Below are 14,567 nucleotides of genomic sequence, written 5' to 3' on the forward strand. Positions count from 1 at the left end.
CGGCGCGCCAACCCCCTCCCCGCCCCTCCCCAAAACCGGGCCTCCGCCCCAGCCCCCGTGCGGGGGCTCCGCCCCAGCCCCCGGGCCGGGGCCTCGTACCTTCCCGGGGCATCGATATGCGGCTCCGCCGCGTGGCAGGGGGTCCGGGGGCGGAGCCCCTGGTATCGGGAAGGGGCGGGGAGGGGAACAGCCCGCCGCAGGCCGCCCGCGTGCGGCGGGTCCGCCGCCCGGATGGGTCGGGCGGCGGACCCGTGAGCCGCCGTACGCGGTGGGCCGGCCGGCAGCCGCCGTATGGGGTGGGCCGGTCGGCAGCCGCCGTATGGGGTGGGCCGGTCGGCAGTCGGCGTACGTGGTGGGCCGGTCAGCCGGTGAGGGCCCGGTCGCCGTCGCGTCGGGGCGTCGGCGCCGCGGGCTCCTCGCGGAGGCCGTACCGGCTGTGCAGGCGCCGCAGCGGCGCCGGGGCCCACCAGGTCGCGCGCCCGCCCAACCGCATCGCGGCGGGCAGCACGGCCCCGCGGATGAGCGTCGCGTCCATCAGCACGGCCAGCGGCAGCCCGACCCCGTACGCCTTCACCAGCGAGATGCCGGAGACGGTGAACGCCAGGAAGACCACCGAGATCGCCACCGCCGCCGCCGTCACGATGCGGCCGGTGCGCTCCAGCCCCTGGGCGACGGCGGCCGTCGGCGAGCCGGTCAGCTCGTACTCCTCGCGCATCCGGGACAGCAGGAAGACCTGGTAGTCCATCGCGAGCCCGAAGGCGAGGCCGAAGAGCATCACCGGGATCGTGGCGGCGATGTTGCCGGTCGGGGTGAAGTCGCCGAACAGCCCCGCGAGATGGCCGTCCTGGAAGACCCACACCAGCGCGCCGAAGGTGGCCGTCAGGCTCAGCGCGCTGAGCACCAGCGCGAGGAACGGCAGCATCACGCTTCCGGTCACCAGGAACAGCAGCACCAGCATGGTCAGCAGCACCGTGCCCAGGGCGTACGGAAGCCACTTCTCCAGCGCCGCCGCGGCGTCGTGGTTGGTGGCCGCGGCCCCGCCCACCAGCGCCTCGAACGGCGCCTTCCGCGAGCGGATCTCGCCGACCAGCCGGTCCGCGTCGTCCGCGCTGGCCGTCTCCGGAACCACGGAGAAGTAGACGGCGTCGCCCGAGGCGAAGCGCGCGTAGCGCTGGTCGGGCGGGGCGGCCTGGCGGCCCTCGGCGTAGGCGCCGGTCACGGTGCGCACCGCGGCCACATGCGGCAGCTCCGACAGCCGCTTGGCGTACGCGCCGACAGCCGCCCGATCGGAGCCGCCCTCGGGCGCCACGACCTGGAGCGCGTTCTGCTCACTGCTGTCGAACTCGGCGCGCACGGTGTCGGCCACCTGACGTGCCGACGAGGACGCGGGCATCACCCGCTCGTCCGGCATGCCGAGGTTGATGCCCAGGAACGGCGCGCCGAGCAGCAGCAGGAATCCGGTCACGATGGTCACGATCGGCACCGGGCGCCGCATCACGGTGGTGGCCAGCCGGTGCCAGAAGCCGTTCTCCACGCTCCGGGCTGCCGCTTCCGGGCCGCCGCCCCTACGCCGCCCGCGGAACACCCGGCCCTTCTCGATCCGGTCACCGAGCAGGGCGAGCAGGGCCGGCAGCACGATGAGCGAGGACGCGCCGGACAACAGCGCCGTGAGCGCCCCCGCATAGCCCATGGACCGCACCGCCTGGAGCGGGAACCAGGCCATGGCCAGGGACGATACGGCCACGGTCAGCGCCGAGAAGGTCACGGTGCGCCCGGCGGAGGTCAGCGTCGCCCGGATGGCCTCCGGCGGGGCGAGCCCGGACCGCAGCTCCTCGCGGTAGCGGCTGACCATCAGCAGGCTGTAGTCGATGGCCAGACCCAGACCCAGCAGGGTCACCACGCTCGCCGCGAGCGAGCCGACCGTCGTGACGCTCGCCAGGATCCACGTCAGCCCCATCGTCAGCATCATCGCCACCAGGGCGACGGCCAGCGGCAGCGCCGCGGCCACCGCGCTGCCGAAGATGAACACCAGCGCGACCAGAGTGATCGGGATGGCGACCGTCTCACCGGTGGTGGCGTCCTTCTGGCCCTGCTCCAGCAGCTCCCGCTGGAACTTCGTATAGCCGCCGAACCTCACCTCAAGACCGCCCCGCGAGCCCTCATAGCGGTCCGCCAGCTCGGCGACGCGCTTCTGCGACGTGGTGTCGTCCCCGGTGACCGTGCCCATGATCAGGGCCTTGTGACCGCTCTTGCCGCGCAGCTGCGGGGCCTTGCCGGTGGTCCAGTAGGAGCTGACGTGTCCCACTCCGGGTTCCTTGCCCAGTTTCCGGGTGAGCTCGGTGCCCGCCGCCGTCACGGACGGGTCGTCCACCCGCCCCTTCGACGTCACCAGCAAGGTGAGATTGGGCAGCCCCTGCCCGAACTTCTTGTCCAGCGCGGTGATCGCCCGCGATGACTCCGACTTCGGATCGTCGAAACCGCCCGCCGTCAGCTTGTCGAACAACGTCGTACTCGCCACCCCGCCGACCACGGCGAGCAGCAGGCCGACGACCAACACGGCCAGGCGCTTCCGTACGACGAAACCGGCCAGTCTGTCCAGCATTCCCTCTTCCTTCCCCGAGCCCACGGCGTCTGGATTCCGTCTCGGCATCCCAGACGCCGAGCCCCACCCGGATGTGACATCCCGGGCCGCGCCGCTCACCGAACGGCCGTCAGAACGCCGGGGTCGTCGGGGACCTCGGCCGGGCCCCGGTTCCAGGCCCACGGCGAGCGGCCCTCCTCGCGCACCTTGCGGTACAGCAGCACGCAGTAGGTCGCGTCGATGGTCCAGACGGACAGGAAGAGGAAGATGAACAGGTGGTGGCCCGGGTACATGACCAGCACCGTCCAGCCCGCGAAGAACGATCCGATGCCCTTGGCGAGCGCCACGTACATCGACTGCCCGAGCGAGGAGCCACGGCGGTTGAGCATGAAGATGAAGGACAGGCTCAGGAACACGTTCAGCCCGGTGCCGGTGTAGATGCCGGTGGCGTCCTTGAGCTCATAGGTGGTCATGATGTGGAAGACCGCGGACCAGGCGATGACGCCGAAGACCATCCACCGGAAGACCCGCCGGCTCATACCGGGGTAGTCCTTCCAGCCGTAGGCCAGCGTCTGCCGGAGGATGAAGCAGTCGACCAGGAACCAGCTGAGGTTGATCGGGCGTTGCACATCGGCCTGGTCCAGGATCAGGGAGAGGGTGAACTCCCAGGCGAGGTTGACCTCGACCACGAAGACGGGAATCCCCACCCGCTTGTCCAGTTTGGCGCGGTAGATGGCGAGTCCGTACGCCACCAGCCAGCCCGATGCGCACGGGCCCATCAGGATCCAGAACAGCCAACTCGGCCGGTCCGCCTCCGGCAGCGTCACCGGGGCGACGTTCGGGAGGTCGATGAGAGCGGGCGGGAACCACACGGCTAATTACCCCTCGTTCATGGTGGATGCGGTCGTCTCGACGCGGTGCGTCGTGGTGCGATGCGCGGCGCGGGTCAGGTCCACTGGCCGGTGCCGTAGGTGTCGCTGGAGCCCAGCAGTTGTTCGCGCAGCTCCCCCCGGCGCACCTTCCAGGTGGCGGTGCGCGGCATCTCGTCCCAGGGGACGAGCCGGGGCTTGTCCATCTCGGGCAGGCCACGGCAGGCGCGGTCCCACTCCTGGGGGTCCAGGGCGTCGTCGCGCATGCACAGCACCGGGATCGGCGGCTGCCCGGGGACCCCGAGCACGATCACCTCGGAGGCCCGGTTCAGCCGGTCGAGCAGGGTGGACTCCAGCTCGATGCTGCTCATCCCGGGGATCATGTCGACCTCGCGGTCGATCAGCCGGATGCGGCCGTAGCCCGCGTACTCGCCCAGGTCGCCGGTGTTCCACCAGCGGCCCCGGTCCTTGGCGCGGTGCCGGTCGTCCTCGCCCAGATAGGTCAGACAGCGCGACTTGGTCCTGACCATCAGCAGCCCCGGCTTGCCCCGGGGCCGTTTGCGGCCGGTCTCCGGGTCCACCACCTTGACCCGGACCAGGGGCGGGAACCCGACGTTGGTGGCGTCGTGCGCCCGGGGCTTGCCCGGGCGGACCATGGAGCGGGTGGCCACCCCGGCGGCGATGCCCGCGATCTCCGACTGCCCCACGCCCCAGGCCCACAGCGGCAGCCGCACCCGGGAGGCGCCGAGGAACTTGCGGACCGTCCTGGGGTGCACGGCGTCGAAGGTGCTGATGAACCGCCGTACGTTCGCGAAGAGTTCGGGCCGGGTGTCGGCCAGCTCCTCCCAGTACTGGAAGACGTTCGGACAGGCCTCCAGCGAGGTGGGCGGGTGCGCGGCCAGCGTGCGCGCCACGTTCCCCAGACCCGGCTCTGAGAGGATCACCATCTTCCGCGGCCCGCGGAACAGCGTCCCGCCTGTCCAGGACAGATTGCGGTTGTGGGCGAAGGAGATCCCGCTAGCCACCACGTCCTGTGGCCGGGAGGTCATCAGCGGCAGCCGGTAGGACTCGATGCGGAACGGCACCGCCGCGAGCGTGGTGGCGGACGAGTGCACCACCAGCTTCGGCACGCCCGTGGTGCCCGAGGTGTGGGTGACCAGCATGGGCTCATGGCGGCCGCGGAACCGCACCGGCGGCCGGGCGCCGCCGCGCACATCGTCGATGCGCAGCGTATTCCCGGGCAGCTCCGGGCGGTCCTCGCCGACGGCCACCAGGGTCATCCCCGGGTCGTCGAGCGCGATCCCGGCGGCGGTCATCCGCGCCAGCACCGTGGTGCCCATCACCAGCACCTTCGGGGAGATCCTGGTGAGCAGGGTGCGGATATGCGCCTCCGACCGGATGGGCGCGACCATCACCGGCAGCGCCCCGAGCCGGGCGGCGGCCGCGGCGAGCAGGATGAAGTCGTAGTGGTTCTCCTTGACGATGGCCAGCCGGTCGCCGTGGCGCAGCCCGGCCCCGTGCAGCCAGCCCGCGGCGTCCTCCACGGTCGCCGCCAGGGCGGGCACGTCGAAGCGGGTGCCGGAGTCCGGGGCGATGTCGAAGGGCCGGTCCAGATGCATGACCGTCGGCCTGCCCTGTTCGGCGGCCCAGTGGAACAACCGGCCTACGTTGACTGGCCGTTGGGAACGCGCCGCCATGGTTCATCTCCTCGTATCGGGGTGCGGCTAGGACAGGACATACAGCGCGGGTGCCAGCAGGCCCAGGAAGCCCAGGTCGTAGGCGTAGAGCCCGAGCTTGCGGGCGCTCAGCCAGCGCCCACGCAGCGGGCCCTCGCGCAGCTGGGCCGCGTGGAGGGCGGTGGCGGGCAGCAGGGTCAGCAGGGTCCACCACGGCCACCGGGTGGTCAGGCCCAGGACGCAGATCAGCGTGGCCGAGGCCAGGAAGAAGACGGCCATGGCGGTCTTGTAGACCCGCGGCCCGGTCGACGCGGCCAGCGTGCGGCGGCCCACCGAGCGGTCCCCGTCGGCGTCGTTGACGTTGGAGTAGCTGCTCACCATCACCAGCCAGAGCCCCAGCAACAGGCCCACCAGCACCGCGGGGGAGGACCAGTGCCGCTCCACCGCCAGATACGGGGCCAGCAGCCCGGCCGTGGTGGCCATGCACAGCAGCGTCTCCGCACCGCCCCGGTGGTAGCTGAGCCGCAGCCCGGCCGAGTACTGCACGCTGAAGAAGAACCCGACCCCGTAGAGCAGGTACGCCACGGCCGGGGCCCGCCAGTCCAGCGCCCAGAACGCGCCGATCCCCGCGAGCACCGCGACCGAGGCCGCGCAGACGATGAACCGCACCGCCTCGCGCTCGGTGACCGCCCCGCTGAGCAGCGGTTTGCCGCGGATGTCGCGCTTGGTGTCGCCCGCCTTGTAGTTGCGGGCGTCGCTGCCGTTGCGGAAGCCCACCAGGTCGTCGGTGGCGCAGGTGCAGGTGACGATGCCCATGGAACCGAGCAGGAACAGCAGCATCGCGGCGGTGGTCCCCGGGCGGTCGCGCGCCTGCGGGCTCAGGGTGAGCCACGCCATGCCCCAGCCGAAGTAGTTCTGGTACACGAAGATCTTCGACAGCCGGAACAGACCGCGCGCCACGTCCCCGCCGCGGGTGCGCGCCGTCGTCCGGCTCTCGCTCGTCAGCGACGTCACGGCCGACCTCCCCGGGCCGGGGTCCGCTCCCGCGCCAGGCCCACATAGTTCTCGGCGAAGTTCCGCGCGGCGGCGGGGGAGTGCACCACGGCCTCGAGCCGGGCGTGCTGGAGGCGTTCGTCGAACACCCGGCCCTCCGCCGGGCGGTGCAGCAGCCGCGACATCCAGTCGGAGAACTCCTGCGCCTGCCAGACCCCGGGCAGACAGGCGGCCGAATAGCCGTCCAGCGGGCCGCGGTCGCCGGTTTCGTAGAACTCCCGGAAGGCCGCGGCGAGCACCTTGATGTCCGCCACGGCGAGGTTGAGCCCCTTGGCCGCGGTCGGCGGCACGATATGCGCGGCGTCTCCGGCCAGGAACAGCCGTCCGTGGCTCATCGGCTCGGTGACGAAGCCACGCAGCGCCACACAGCTCTTCTCCAGGACCGGCCCCTCGGCCAGCTCCGGGGCGCCGTCGATGTCCAGCCGGGTGTGCAGCTCCTTCCAGATCCGCTCATCGGGCCAGTTCTCCACCGACTCACCGGCCGCCACCTGGAGATAGAGCCGGCTCACCGCGGGCGAGCGCATGCTGTGCAGCGCGAAGCCGCGGCCGTGCACCGCGTAGATCAGCTCCTCGGCGGCGGGCGGGGCCTGGGCCAGCACCCCGAGCCAGGCGTACGGATAGGCGCGCTCGTAGGTGGTCAGCGCGCCGGGCGGCACGGACCGGCGGGAGACCCCGTGGAATCCGTCGCAGCCCGCGACGAAGTCACAGGAGATCTCCACCGGTTCGCCCGCCACCGTGCAGCGCACGGCCGGTGTGTCCGTCTCCAGGCCGCGCAGCTCGACGTCGGGGACGTCGAACCACAGCCGTGCCCCGGCCTCGGTCCGGGTCCGGATCAGGTCCTTCACCAGCTCCTGCTGGCCGTACATATGGACGGTCCGGCCGGTCAGCTCGGTGAAGGGCATCCGGTGGGCGCGCGAGCCGAACCGGAAGACGAAGCCCTCGTGGACCAGCCCCTCACGGTCCAGCCGGTCCGCCAGACCGGCCTCGCGCAGGAAGTCCACGGTGCCGCTCTCCAGCAGCCCGGCCCGCACCCGCTTCTCCACATGGGCGCGGCTCCGCCGCTCCAGCACGATCGAGTCCACCCCGCAGAGCTGGAGCAGATGGGAGAGCAGCAGACCGCCGGGGCCCGCCCCGACGATCGCGACCCGCGTTGTCAGGCGCTTCACGGATGCCCCCTCATCCCACGCTGACGGTGGGGGACTCGGGGGCGTCCTGCGGACCGGCCTCCTCGGCCAGGCGCATGGCCTCCTCGATCAGGGTCTCCACGATCTTGCTCTCGGGGACGGTCTTGATGACCTTCCCCTTGACGAAGATCTGGCCCTTGCCATTGCCGGACGCGACACCGAGATCGGCCTCCCGCGCCTCACCCGGGCCGTTGACCACACATCCCATCACCGCGACCCGCAGCGGCACTTCCATGCCCTCGAGACCGGCGGTGACCTGGTCGGCCAGCTTGTACACATCCACCTGGGCCCGGCCGCAGGAGGGGCAGGAGACGATCTCCAGCTTGCGCGGGCGCAGATTGAGCGACTGGAGGATCTGGGTGCCGACCTTCACCTCCTCCGTCGGAGGCGCCGACAGCGACACCCGGATGGTGTCGCCGATGCCCTGCCGCAGCAGCGCGCCGAAGGCCACCGAGGACTTGACGGTGCCCTGGAAGGCGGGCCCCGCCTCGGTCACCCCCAGGTGCAGCGGATAGTCGCAGGACTCGGCGAGCAGCTCATAGGCGCGCACCATGACCACCGGGTCGTTGTGCTTCACCGAGATCTTCAGATCGTGGAAGTCGTGCTCGGCGAAGAGCTCCGCCTCCCACAGCGCCGACTCCACCAGCGCCTCGGGGGTGGCCTTGCCGTGCTTGGCCATCAGCCGCGCGTCCAGCGAGCCGGCGTTCACCCCGATGCGGATCGGGGTGCCGTGGTCCTTCGCGGCCCGGGCGATCTCCTTGACCTTGTCGTCGAACTTCTTGATGTTCCCCGGGTTCACCCGCACCGCCGCGCACCCCGCCTCGATGGCGGCGAACACGTACTTGGGCTGGAAGTGGATGTCGGCGATCACCGGGATCTTGGACTTGCGGGCGATCTGCGGCAGCGCGTCGGCGTCGTCCTGGCTGGGGCAGGCCACCCGGACGATGTCACAGCCGGTCGCGGTCAGCTCGGCGATCTGCTGGAGGGTGGCGTTGACATCGGCGGTGACGGTGGTCGTCATGGACTGCACCGAGACGGGGAAGTCGCTGCCGACCCCCACCGCGCCGACACGGAGCTGACGGGTGACACGGCGCTTGCCGAGCACCGGTGGCGGCGCGGCGGGCAGGCCGAGATCGACGGTCATCGGGAATCCTCCTCAAGGCGCCGGACGCCCGGCGCACGGTCGGCCGCGATCCGCATCCGGATCGAGCGGGCCAGGTCTTCGGGGCTCAGGCCGCATTCGGCGAGGATGTCGGCGCGTTTGCCGTGGTCCAGGAAGCGCTGTGGAATCCCGAAACCGGACACCGGGGCCAGGACACCGGCGTCGCGCAACTCCTGGGCGAGCAGCGAGCCGTAGCCGCCCACGCGCAGGTTGTCCTCGACGGTCACCACGAGCCGGTACTGCTCCGCCAGCTTGATCAGGGACGGGTCGACCGGTTTGAGCCAGGCCGGGTCCACCACGGTGACGCCCAGGCCGTCCTCGGTGAGCCGGCGCGCCGCCTCGCACGCCGTGGCGGCCATGGCGCCCACGGACACCAGCAGGACGTCGTCGCCGGGGGAGCGGTGCAGCACATCGATGCCGTCGTGCTGGTCGACGGCGGGGATGTCCGGCCCCACCGGGCCCTTGGGGAACCGGATGGCGCTGGGTCCTCCGGTGATCGCCACCGCCTCGCGCAGCGCGGCGCGCAGACCGGCCCCGTCGCGGGGCGCCGCGATCCGCAGACCCGGCACGATCCCGAGCACCGACAGATCCCACATGCCGTTGTGCGAGGCCCCGTCGTCACCGGTGACCCCGGCCCGATCCAGGACGAACACCACCGGGCAGGAGTGCATCGCCACATCCATCAGCAGCTGGTCGAAGCCGCGGCCCAGGAAGGTGGAGTACACGGCCACCACCGGGACCATCCCCGCCATGGCGAGCCCCGCGGCCGAGGTGATCGCGTGCTGCTCGGCGATGCCGACGTCGAAGACCCGGTCCGGGAACTCCTCCGCGTACGCCGCGAGCCCGGTGGGCCGGAGCATCGCCGCCGTCACCGCCACCACCTCGGGGCGCTCACGGCCGATCTCGACCAGCTCCGCGCCGAAGACCGAGGTCCAGGACGGGCCCGGGGAGCCCAGCGGTTCGCCGGTGGCCGGATCGCTGACGCCCACCGCGTGGTGGTGGTCGCGCTCGTCGGCCTCCGCGCGCCGGTAGCCGTGGCCCTTACGGGTCAGGCAGTGCACCACGACCGGCCCGCCGAATCCGGCGGCCTGCCGCAGGGCGGCCTCCACCGCCGCGATGTCATGTCCGTCGACCGGCCCGAGGTACTTCAGGCCCAGGTCGGCGAAGAGCCCCTGCGGGGCCAGCATGTCCTTCAGCCCCGTCTTGACCGCGTGCAGCGCCTCGTAGAGCTTCGGGGTCTGCCGCAGCCGCTGCTTGGACCACTCCAGGAACCGCTCGTAGTCGGGGGAGGTGCGCAGGCCCGCCAGATGGGTGGCGAGGCCGCCCGTGGTCGGCGCGTAGGAACGGCCGTTGTCGTTCACCACGATGACGACGGGACGGTCCGGGGCGCCCGAGATGTTGTTCAGCGCCTCCCAGGCCATGCCGCCGGTCAGCGCCCCGTCCCCGATGACGGCCACCACCGCGCGGTCGGTCTCGCCCCGCAGCCGGAACCCCTTGGCGAGGCCGTCGGCGTAGGACAGCACGGTGGAGGCGTGGCTGTTCTCGATGGTGTCGTGCTCGGACTCGGCCCGGCTGGGGTAGCCGGACAGGCCGCCCTTCTGCCGTAGCCGGTCGAAGCCCTCCCGGCGGCCGGTCAGGATCTTGTGCACATACGCCTGGTGTCCGGTGTCCCACAGGATGCGGTCCCGGGGGGAGTCGAAGACGCGGTGCAGGGCGATGGTGAGTTCGACGGTGCCCAGGTTGGGCCCCAGGTGCCCGCCGGTCCGCAGCACCTTGTCGATGAGGAAGTGCCTGATCTCAGCCGCGAGAGCGGTGAGCCGGCCGGCGTCCAGGTGCTTGATGTCGGCGGGACCGTGGATGGTCTCCAGCAGTGTCATCCGGGTTCGCTCCCTCCGGGTCGGTGGAGCCGGGTGCGGTCGCTGTCGGTGCCCATCGGTGGCCTCAGGCGCTCCGGTAGGCGACCTCGTGGGCCATGGCGGCCAGTTCCTCCCGCCACTCCGGCTCCAGCGGGGCCTCGGCGATGGCGCGGCAGGCCCGCTCGACGAGTCCGTCGATGTGCTTCTCGACGTCGTCGCGCACACCCGTCTCGATCAGCAGCCGCCGCAGGTGGTCGGCGCCCCGCAGCTGAGCGGGCACCAGCTCCCGGATGTGCGCGTCGCGCTGGATGGCCAGGGCCATCAGCAGCGTCATCTTGTGCTGCTCGAAGTCCAGACCGCTCGGCTTGCCGGTCACCTCGGAGTCCCCGAAGGCGTCCAGCAGGTCGTCCCGCAGCTGGAACGCCTCGCCGAGCGCGGCCCCGTACTCCTCGAAGGCCGGCGCCGCGTCGGCGCGGCCGGCCACGGCGGCGCCCAGGACCAGCGGGCGGTGGATGGTGTAGCGGCCGGACTTGGCGATGGCGATCCACCGCGAGGTCTCCGGGTCCGGCTCGAACTCCACGGACGCCGCGACGTCCATGTACTGGCCGATGATCAGCTCCGAGCGCAGCAGATGCCACTCGGCGGCCACCGCGGGCTCCACCTCGGCCATGATCTCGTCGGAGTAGACCAGGGCCAGATCGCCCGCGAGGATCGCCACGTTCTCCCCGAAGCGCTCCGCCGTGCCCTGCCACGCGCGCTCGCGGTGCAGCGCGGCCTGGCTGGTGTGCACGGTCGGCAGGCCGCGGCGCACCGCGGACTCGTCCATCACATCGTCGTGGATCAGCGCACAGGCGTGGAGCAGCTCCAGCGCGGCGGCGACGGGTATCACCCGGCCGTCCTCGGGGTCGCCGCCCGCGGCCAGATAGCCGCTCAGGCAGAACGCCGGGCGCATCCGCTTGCCGCCCGCGCCGACCAGGTCGGCGATCGCGTCGATGGGGACGCTGGAGCGGGGGTCGAGACCGTGCCAGCGGTCGTACTCCGCGGACAGGAAGGTGTGCAGCCGCTCCTCGACCCGGGGCAGCAGGCTCATCAGCGTCCGGCGGGCGGTGGTCGCCGGGGCCGGGGCGGGGCGGGGGGTCGCCATCGTGTGGACCGTCACGTCGTCCTCCTGGAGGTTCCGGCCGGTGCGTCCGATGGGACCTTCGACCAGGCGTCGTCGAGCCGTTCCCGGTCGTCGGACCGGATGCCGTCGGTGAGTTGCAGGGGCATGGAGAAGACCACGTCCTCGACGGCCGTGGATTCGATGTCGACCTGGTCATGGCCGAACTCGGCCAGCAGGTCGAGGAGCTGGTGGACGAGGGCGTCCGGGACGCTGGCGCCGGAGCTGACGCCGACGGTGGTCACACCGTCCAGCCAGCGGCTGTCCAGCCGGGAGACGTCCGGGACCAGCTGGGCCGGGGTTCCGGCGTCGCGGGCGACATCGACCATCCGCTGGGAGTTGCTGGAGTTCTCCGAGCCGACCACCAGCACCAGATCGGCCTGCCGGGCGAGGGACTTGACGCCGTTCTGCCGGTTCTGGCTGGCGTAGCAGATGGTGTCGGTCCCGGGGCCGGCGATGTCGTCGAACCGCTCGGTGAGGGCGCGGACGATGTCGGCGGTCTCGTCCACCGACAGGGTGGTCTGGGTCAGATAGGCCACCGGGGTGTCCCGGGGCAGGTCCAGCCGTTCGACGTCCTCGACGGTTTCCACGACCAGGGTTTCCCGCGGGGCCTCCCCGCGAGTCCCTTCCGTTTCCTCGTGTTCCGCATGTCCCACGAGCAGCAGTACCCGGCCGTCCCTGACCACCCGGCGCGCCTGCTGGTGCACCTTGGCCACCAGAGGGCAGGTGGCGTCGATGACCTGCACATCTCTTCTGGACGCCGCGGTGCGGACGGCGGGCGACACACCGTGTGCGGAAAAGAGGCACACGGCCCCTTCGGGAACGTCGTATTCCGATTCCACAAAGCGTGCGCCCTTGCGCTCCAGGAGGCCGACGACGTAGTGGTTGTGGACGATCTGTTTTCGAACATAAATAGGCGGGCCGTATACCTCCAGCGCCCGCTCGACCATCGCGATGGCGCGGCGGACGCCCGCGCAGAAACCGCGGGGTTCGGCGAGGATGACGCGTTTGCGGGGCGCTCTCGTATCGGGCTGGGAGGTCTTTGTGCTTAAGCGCATGACGTATTGCTCCAACGCCGTCTAGCGGCTCGGATGAGAATGGGCGCGTCGCTGTGCGGCCATGGCGCCGGAAGGCGGGCATGGCTTTGTCCTGGCGTTTGCGGATGGCTGTCGAAGGTTTGGCGGCCCAGCGGTCAGCAATTGCTCACATAACCATGAAAGCGTGCCTGACCTGGGAAAATGCCAAGAGAGCCATTGCCGGGAGGCAGGGCGTTAAGGGCGGTCTCCGAAAGCCGGCGCTCGGAGACGATGCGATGGAAGAGACATTCACTTACCCCCGTAAGTCTCATGTGAGTTCTACGCCATCCGTTGCTGTGCCCCCATCGGATAAGCGCAGGTCGAAAACACTATAGAAGGCGGGTCTGAGTGCAAGCCTTACGCATGTGACCTTCGTCACGTTCCGAAATATCGGCGGAACTGTCGCTTACGGTTACACCCTATTGCTAAGCTCCCTGCCGCGTTGAATCGACCGTGTCGTCGGCTGCGCAACGGGGGCGCTGAGCCGGAAATTCCGGTAGTAACCGCTGGTAATCCCTTCCGAGTGATGGAGAAATTCACTCGAAGGAGTGACGGACGTATATCCATCATTTCTATATCCGCTGGTCGCGGTTTTGCGATCGGGAGCGGATGCGTCCGTCTCCTCGGTTCCGTCGAACCGTCCGGCCCGCCGGTTCGGGGGTCCTCAACGGGTGTCCCGCGCCGCCTCGGCACCTCAGCAGGATGTGTCCGGCCCGACCAGTGGAGGCTTCCCCCATGACCGCTCCCGGCCCGACCGCGGACAAGGTGACCGCTCAGCAGCCGCCGTGGCCCGACCCGGACCGGCTCGAGGCGATCCGGCGCGCCCTGAGTCGCCGCCCCGCGCTGATCCCCCCGGAGGAGACCGAGCGGCTCACCCGGCGGATGGCCGCGGTGCAGCGCGGCGAGGCCGCCGTCCTCCAGGGCGGTGACTGCGCCGAGCTGTTCGCCGACGCCGCGCCGCGGGCGGTGCGGCGCAAACTGGCGCAGCTGCGCGAGCTGTCCACCGCGATCCGCACCGGTCTCGGCCTTCCGGTGGTGACGATGGGCCGGATCGCGGGCCAGTACGCCAAGCCCAGATCGGCGCCGTACGACACGCTCCCCGACGGGAGCCGGTTACCCGTCTACCGGGGGGACGCGGTCAACGGCGCCGCCGCCGATCCGCGCGCCCGGATCCCCGACCCGGACCGGCTGCTCACCGCCTACGACCGCGCGGCCGCCGTGCTGTCCACGATGCGGAACGAACAGACGGCGCACGACGACGCCGAGCGGATCCACGCCTCCCATGAACTGCTGCTGCTCCCCTATGAGTTGCCCCTGATCCGGGCGGCCGCCGCCGACGGCGGCGGCTTCGCCTCATCCGCCCACTTCGGCTGGATCGGCGAGCGGACCAGGGACCCCGAGGGACCGCATATCCGGCTGGCCGCCTCCATCCGCAACCCGGTCGGGGTCAAGGTCGGCCCGTCCACGACCCCCGGGAGCCTGGTGGAGCTGGCCCGGCTGCTCAACCCCGAGCGCCGGCCCGGCCGGCTGACGTTCATCGTGCGCATGGGCGCGGACCGGATCGGCTGGCTGCTGCCGCCGCTGGTCGAGGCGGTCGCGGGGACCGGGATCCCGGTGGTCTGGCTGAGCGACCCCATGCACGGCAACACCATCCGCTCCGTAAGCGGTCACAAGACCAGAACCCTGTGGGCGATCCGCGACGAGCTCTCGGCGTTCCACCGGATCCTGCGGGACCGCCGCCAGTGGCCCGGCGGGCTGCATCTGGAGGTGACGCCGGAACCGGTCACCGAGTGCGTCGCGGAGGCCGCGGACGCCGGGGCCGCCGCGTTCCCCCGGTTCCGGTCCCCCTGCGACCCCCGGCTGAACCCCGAGCAGGCCGCCGAAACGGTCCACGCGTTCATCTCGCTGCTCCGCGCGGGGTGAACCGTGCCGGTCATCCGTAAGCTCCGAT

The 14,567-nt window shown here is 71.2% G+C and carries 10 protein-coding genes; 1 reads left to right on the forward strand and 9 read right to left on the reverse strand.

Annotated features, from left to right (window positions below):
• Positions 1-361: 361 nt before the first annotated feature.
• The 9 genes from ABD329_RS23860 to ispH all read right to left on the reverse strand — a co-directional run bounded on the left by ABD329_RS23860 (position 362) and on the right by ispH (position 12,598).
• Positions 362-2,602 (reverse strand): MMPL family transporter, encoded by a 2,241-nt coding sequence (locus ABD329_RS23860; RefSeq protein ID WP_246618728.1) that lies wholly within the window; start codon positions 2,600-2,602, stop codon positions 362-364.
• A gap of 95 nt (positions 2,603-2,697) precedes the next feature.
• On the reverse strand, positions 2,698-3,453 hold the full coding sequence (locus ABD329_RS23865) for a transmembrane-type terpene cyclase (RefSeq protein ID WP_198279149.1): 756 nt from the start codon (positions 3,451-3,453) through the stop codon (positions 2,698-2,700).
• 74 nt (positions 3,454-3,527) lie between these two features.
• Positions 3,528-5,147 (reverse strand): class I adenylate-forming enzyme family protein, encoded by a 1,620-nt coding sequence (locus ABD329_RS23870; protein ID WP_198279150.1) that lies wholly within the window; start codon positions 5,145-5,147, stop codon positions 3,528-3,530.
• A 27-nt stretch (positions 5,148-5,174) separates the two neighbouring features.
• A complete protein-coding gene (locus ABD329_RS23875; RefSeq protein ID WP_198279151.1) occupies positions 5,175-6,140 on the reverse strand; it encodes a UbiA family prenyltransferase in 966 nt (321 codons plus the stop codon).
• Positions 6,137-7,345, reverse strand: coding sequence for a 4-hydroxybenzoate 3-monooxygenase (locus ABD329_RS23880; protein ID WP_309142813.1), 1,209 nt, complete (start codon positions 7,343-7,345; stop codon positions 6,137-6,139). The genes ABD329_RS23875 and ABD329_RS23880 overlap by 4 nt, the downstream gene beginning before the upstream one ends.
• Positions 7,346-7,355: 10 nt before the next feature.
• Positions 7,356-8,507 carry a flavodoxin-dependent (E)-4-hydroxy-3-methylbut-2-enyl-diphosphate synthase gene (gene ispG, locus ABD329_RS23885; protein ID WP_198279152.1) on the reverse strand — a complete coding sequence of 384 codons (1,152 nt, stop codon included), beginning with the start codon at positions 8,505-8,507 and terminating at the stop codon, positions 7,356-7,358.
• The gene (gene dxs / locus ABD329_RS23890; protein ID WP_198279153.1) at positions 8,504-10,402 is read right to left on the reverse strand and encodes a 1-deoxy-D-xylulose-5-phosphate synthase; all 1,899 of its coding nucleotides are present in this window, start codon (positions 10,400-10,402) and stop codon (positions 8,504-8,506) included. The genes ispG and dxs overlap by 4 nt, the downstream gene beginning before the upstream one ends.
• A 64-nt stretch (positions 10,403-10,466) precedes the next feature.
• On the reverse strand, positions 10,467-11,540 hold the full coding sequence (locus ABD329_RS23895; RefSeq protein WP_344316868.1) for a polyprenyl synthetase family protein: 1,074 nt from the start codon (positions 11,538-11,540) through the stop codon (positions 10,467-10,469).
• A complete protein-coding gene (gene ispH, locus ABD329_RS23900; RefSeq protein WP_198278485.1) occupies positions 11,537-12,598 on the reverse strand; it encodes a 4-hydroxy-3-methylbut-2-enyl diphosphate reductase in 1,062 nt (353 codons plus the stop codon). Before ispH ends, ABD329_RS23895 begins: the two co-directional genes overlap by 4 nt.
• A gap of 753 nt (positions 12,599-13,351) precedes the next feature.
• Between ispH and ABD329_RS23905 the strand changes: the two genes are divergently transcribed.
• The gene (locus ABD329_RS23905; RefSeq protein WP_198278484.1) at positions 13,352-14,539 is read left to right on the forward strand and encodes a 3-deoxy-7-phosphoheptulonate synthase; all 1,188 of its coding nucleotides are present in this window, start codon (positions 13,352-13,354) and stop codon (positions 14,537-14,539) included.
• Positions 14,540-14,567 lie beyond the last annotated feature (28 nt).

This window comes from Streptomyces javensis (genome assembly GCF_039525925.1).
Lineage (GTDB): Bacteria > Actinomycetota > Actinomycetes > Streptomycetales > Streptomycetaceae > Streptomyces > Streptomyces asiaticus.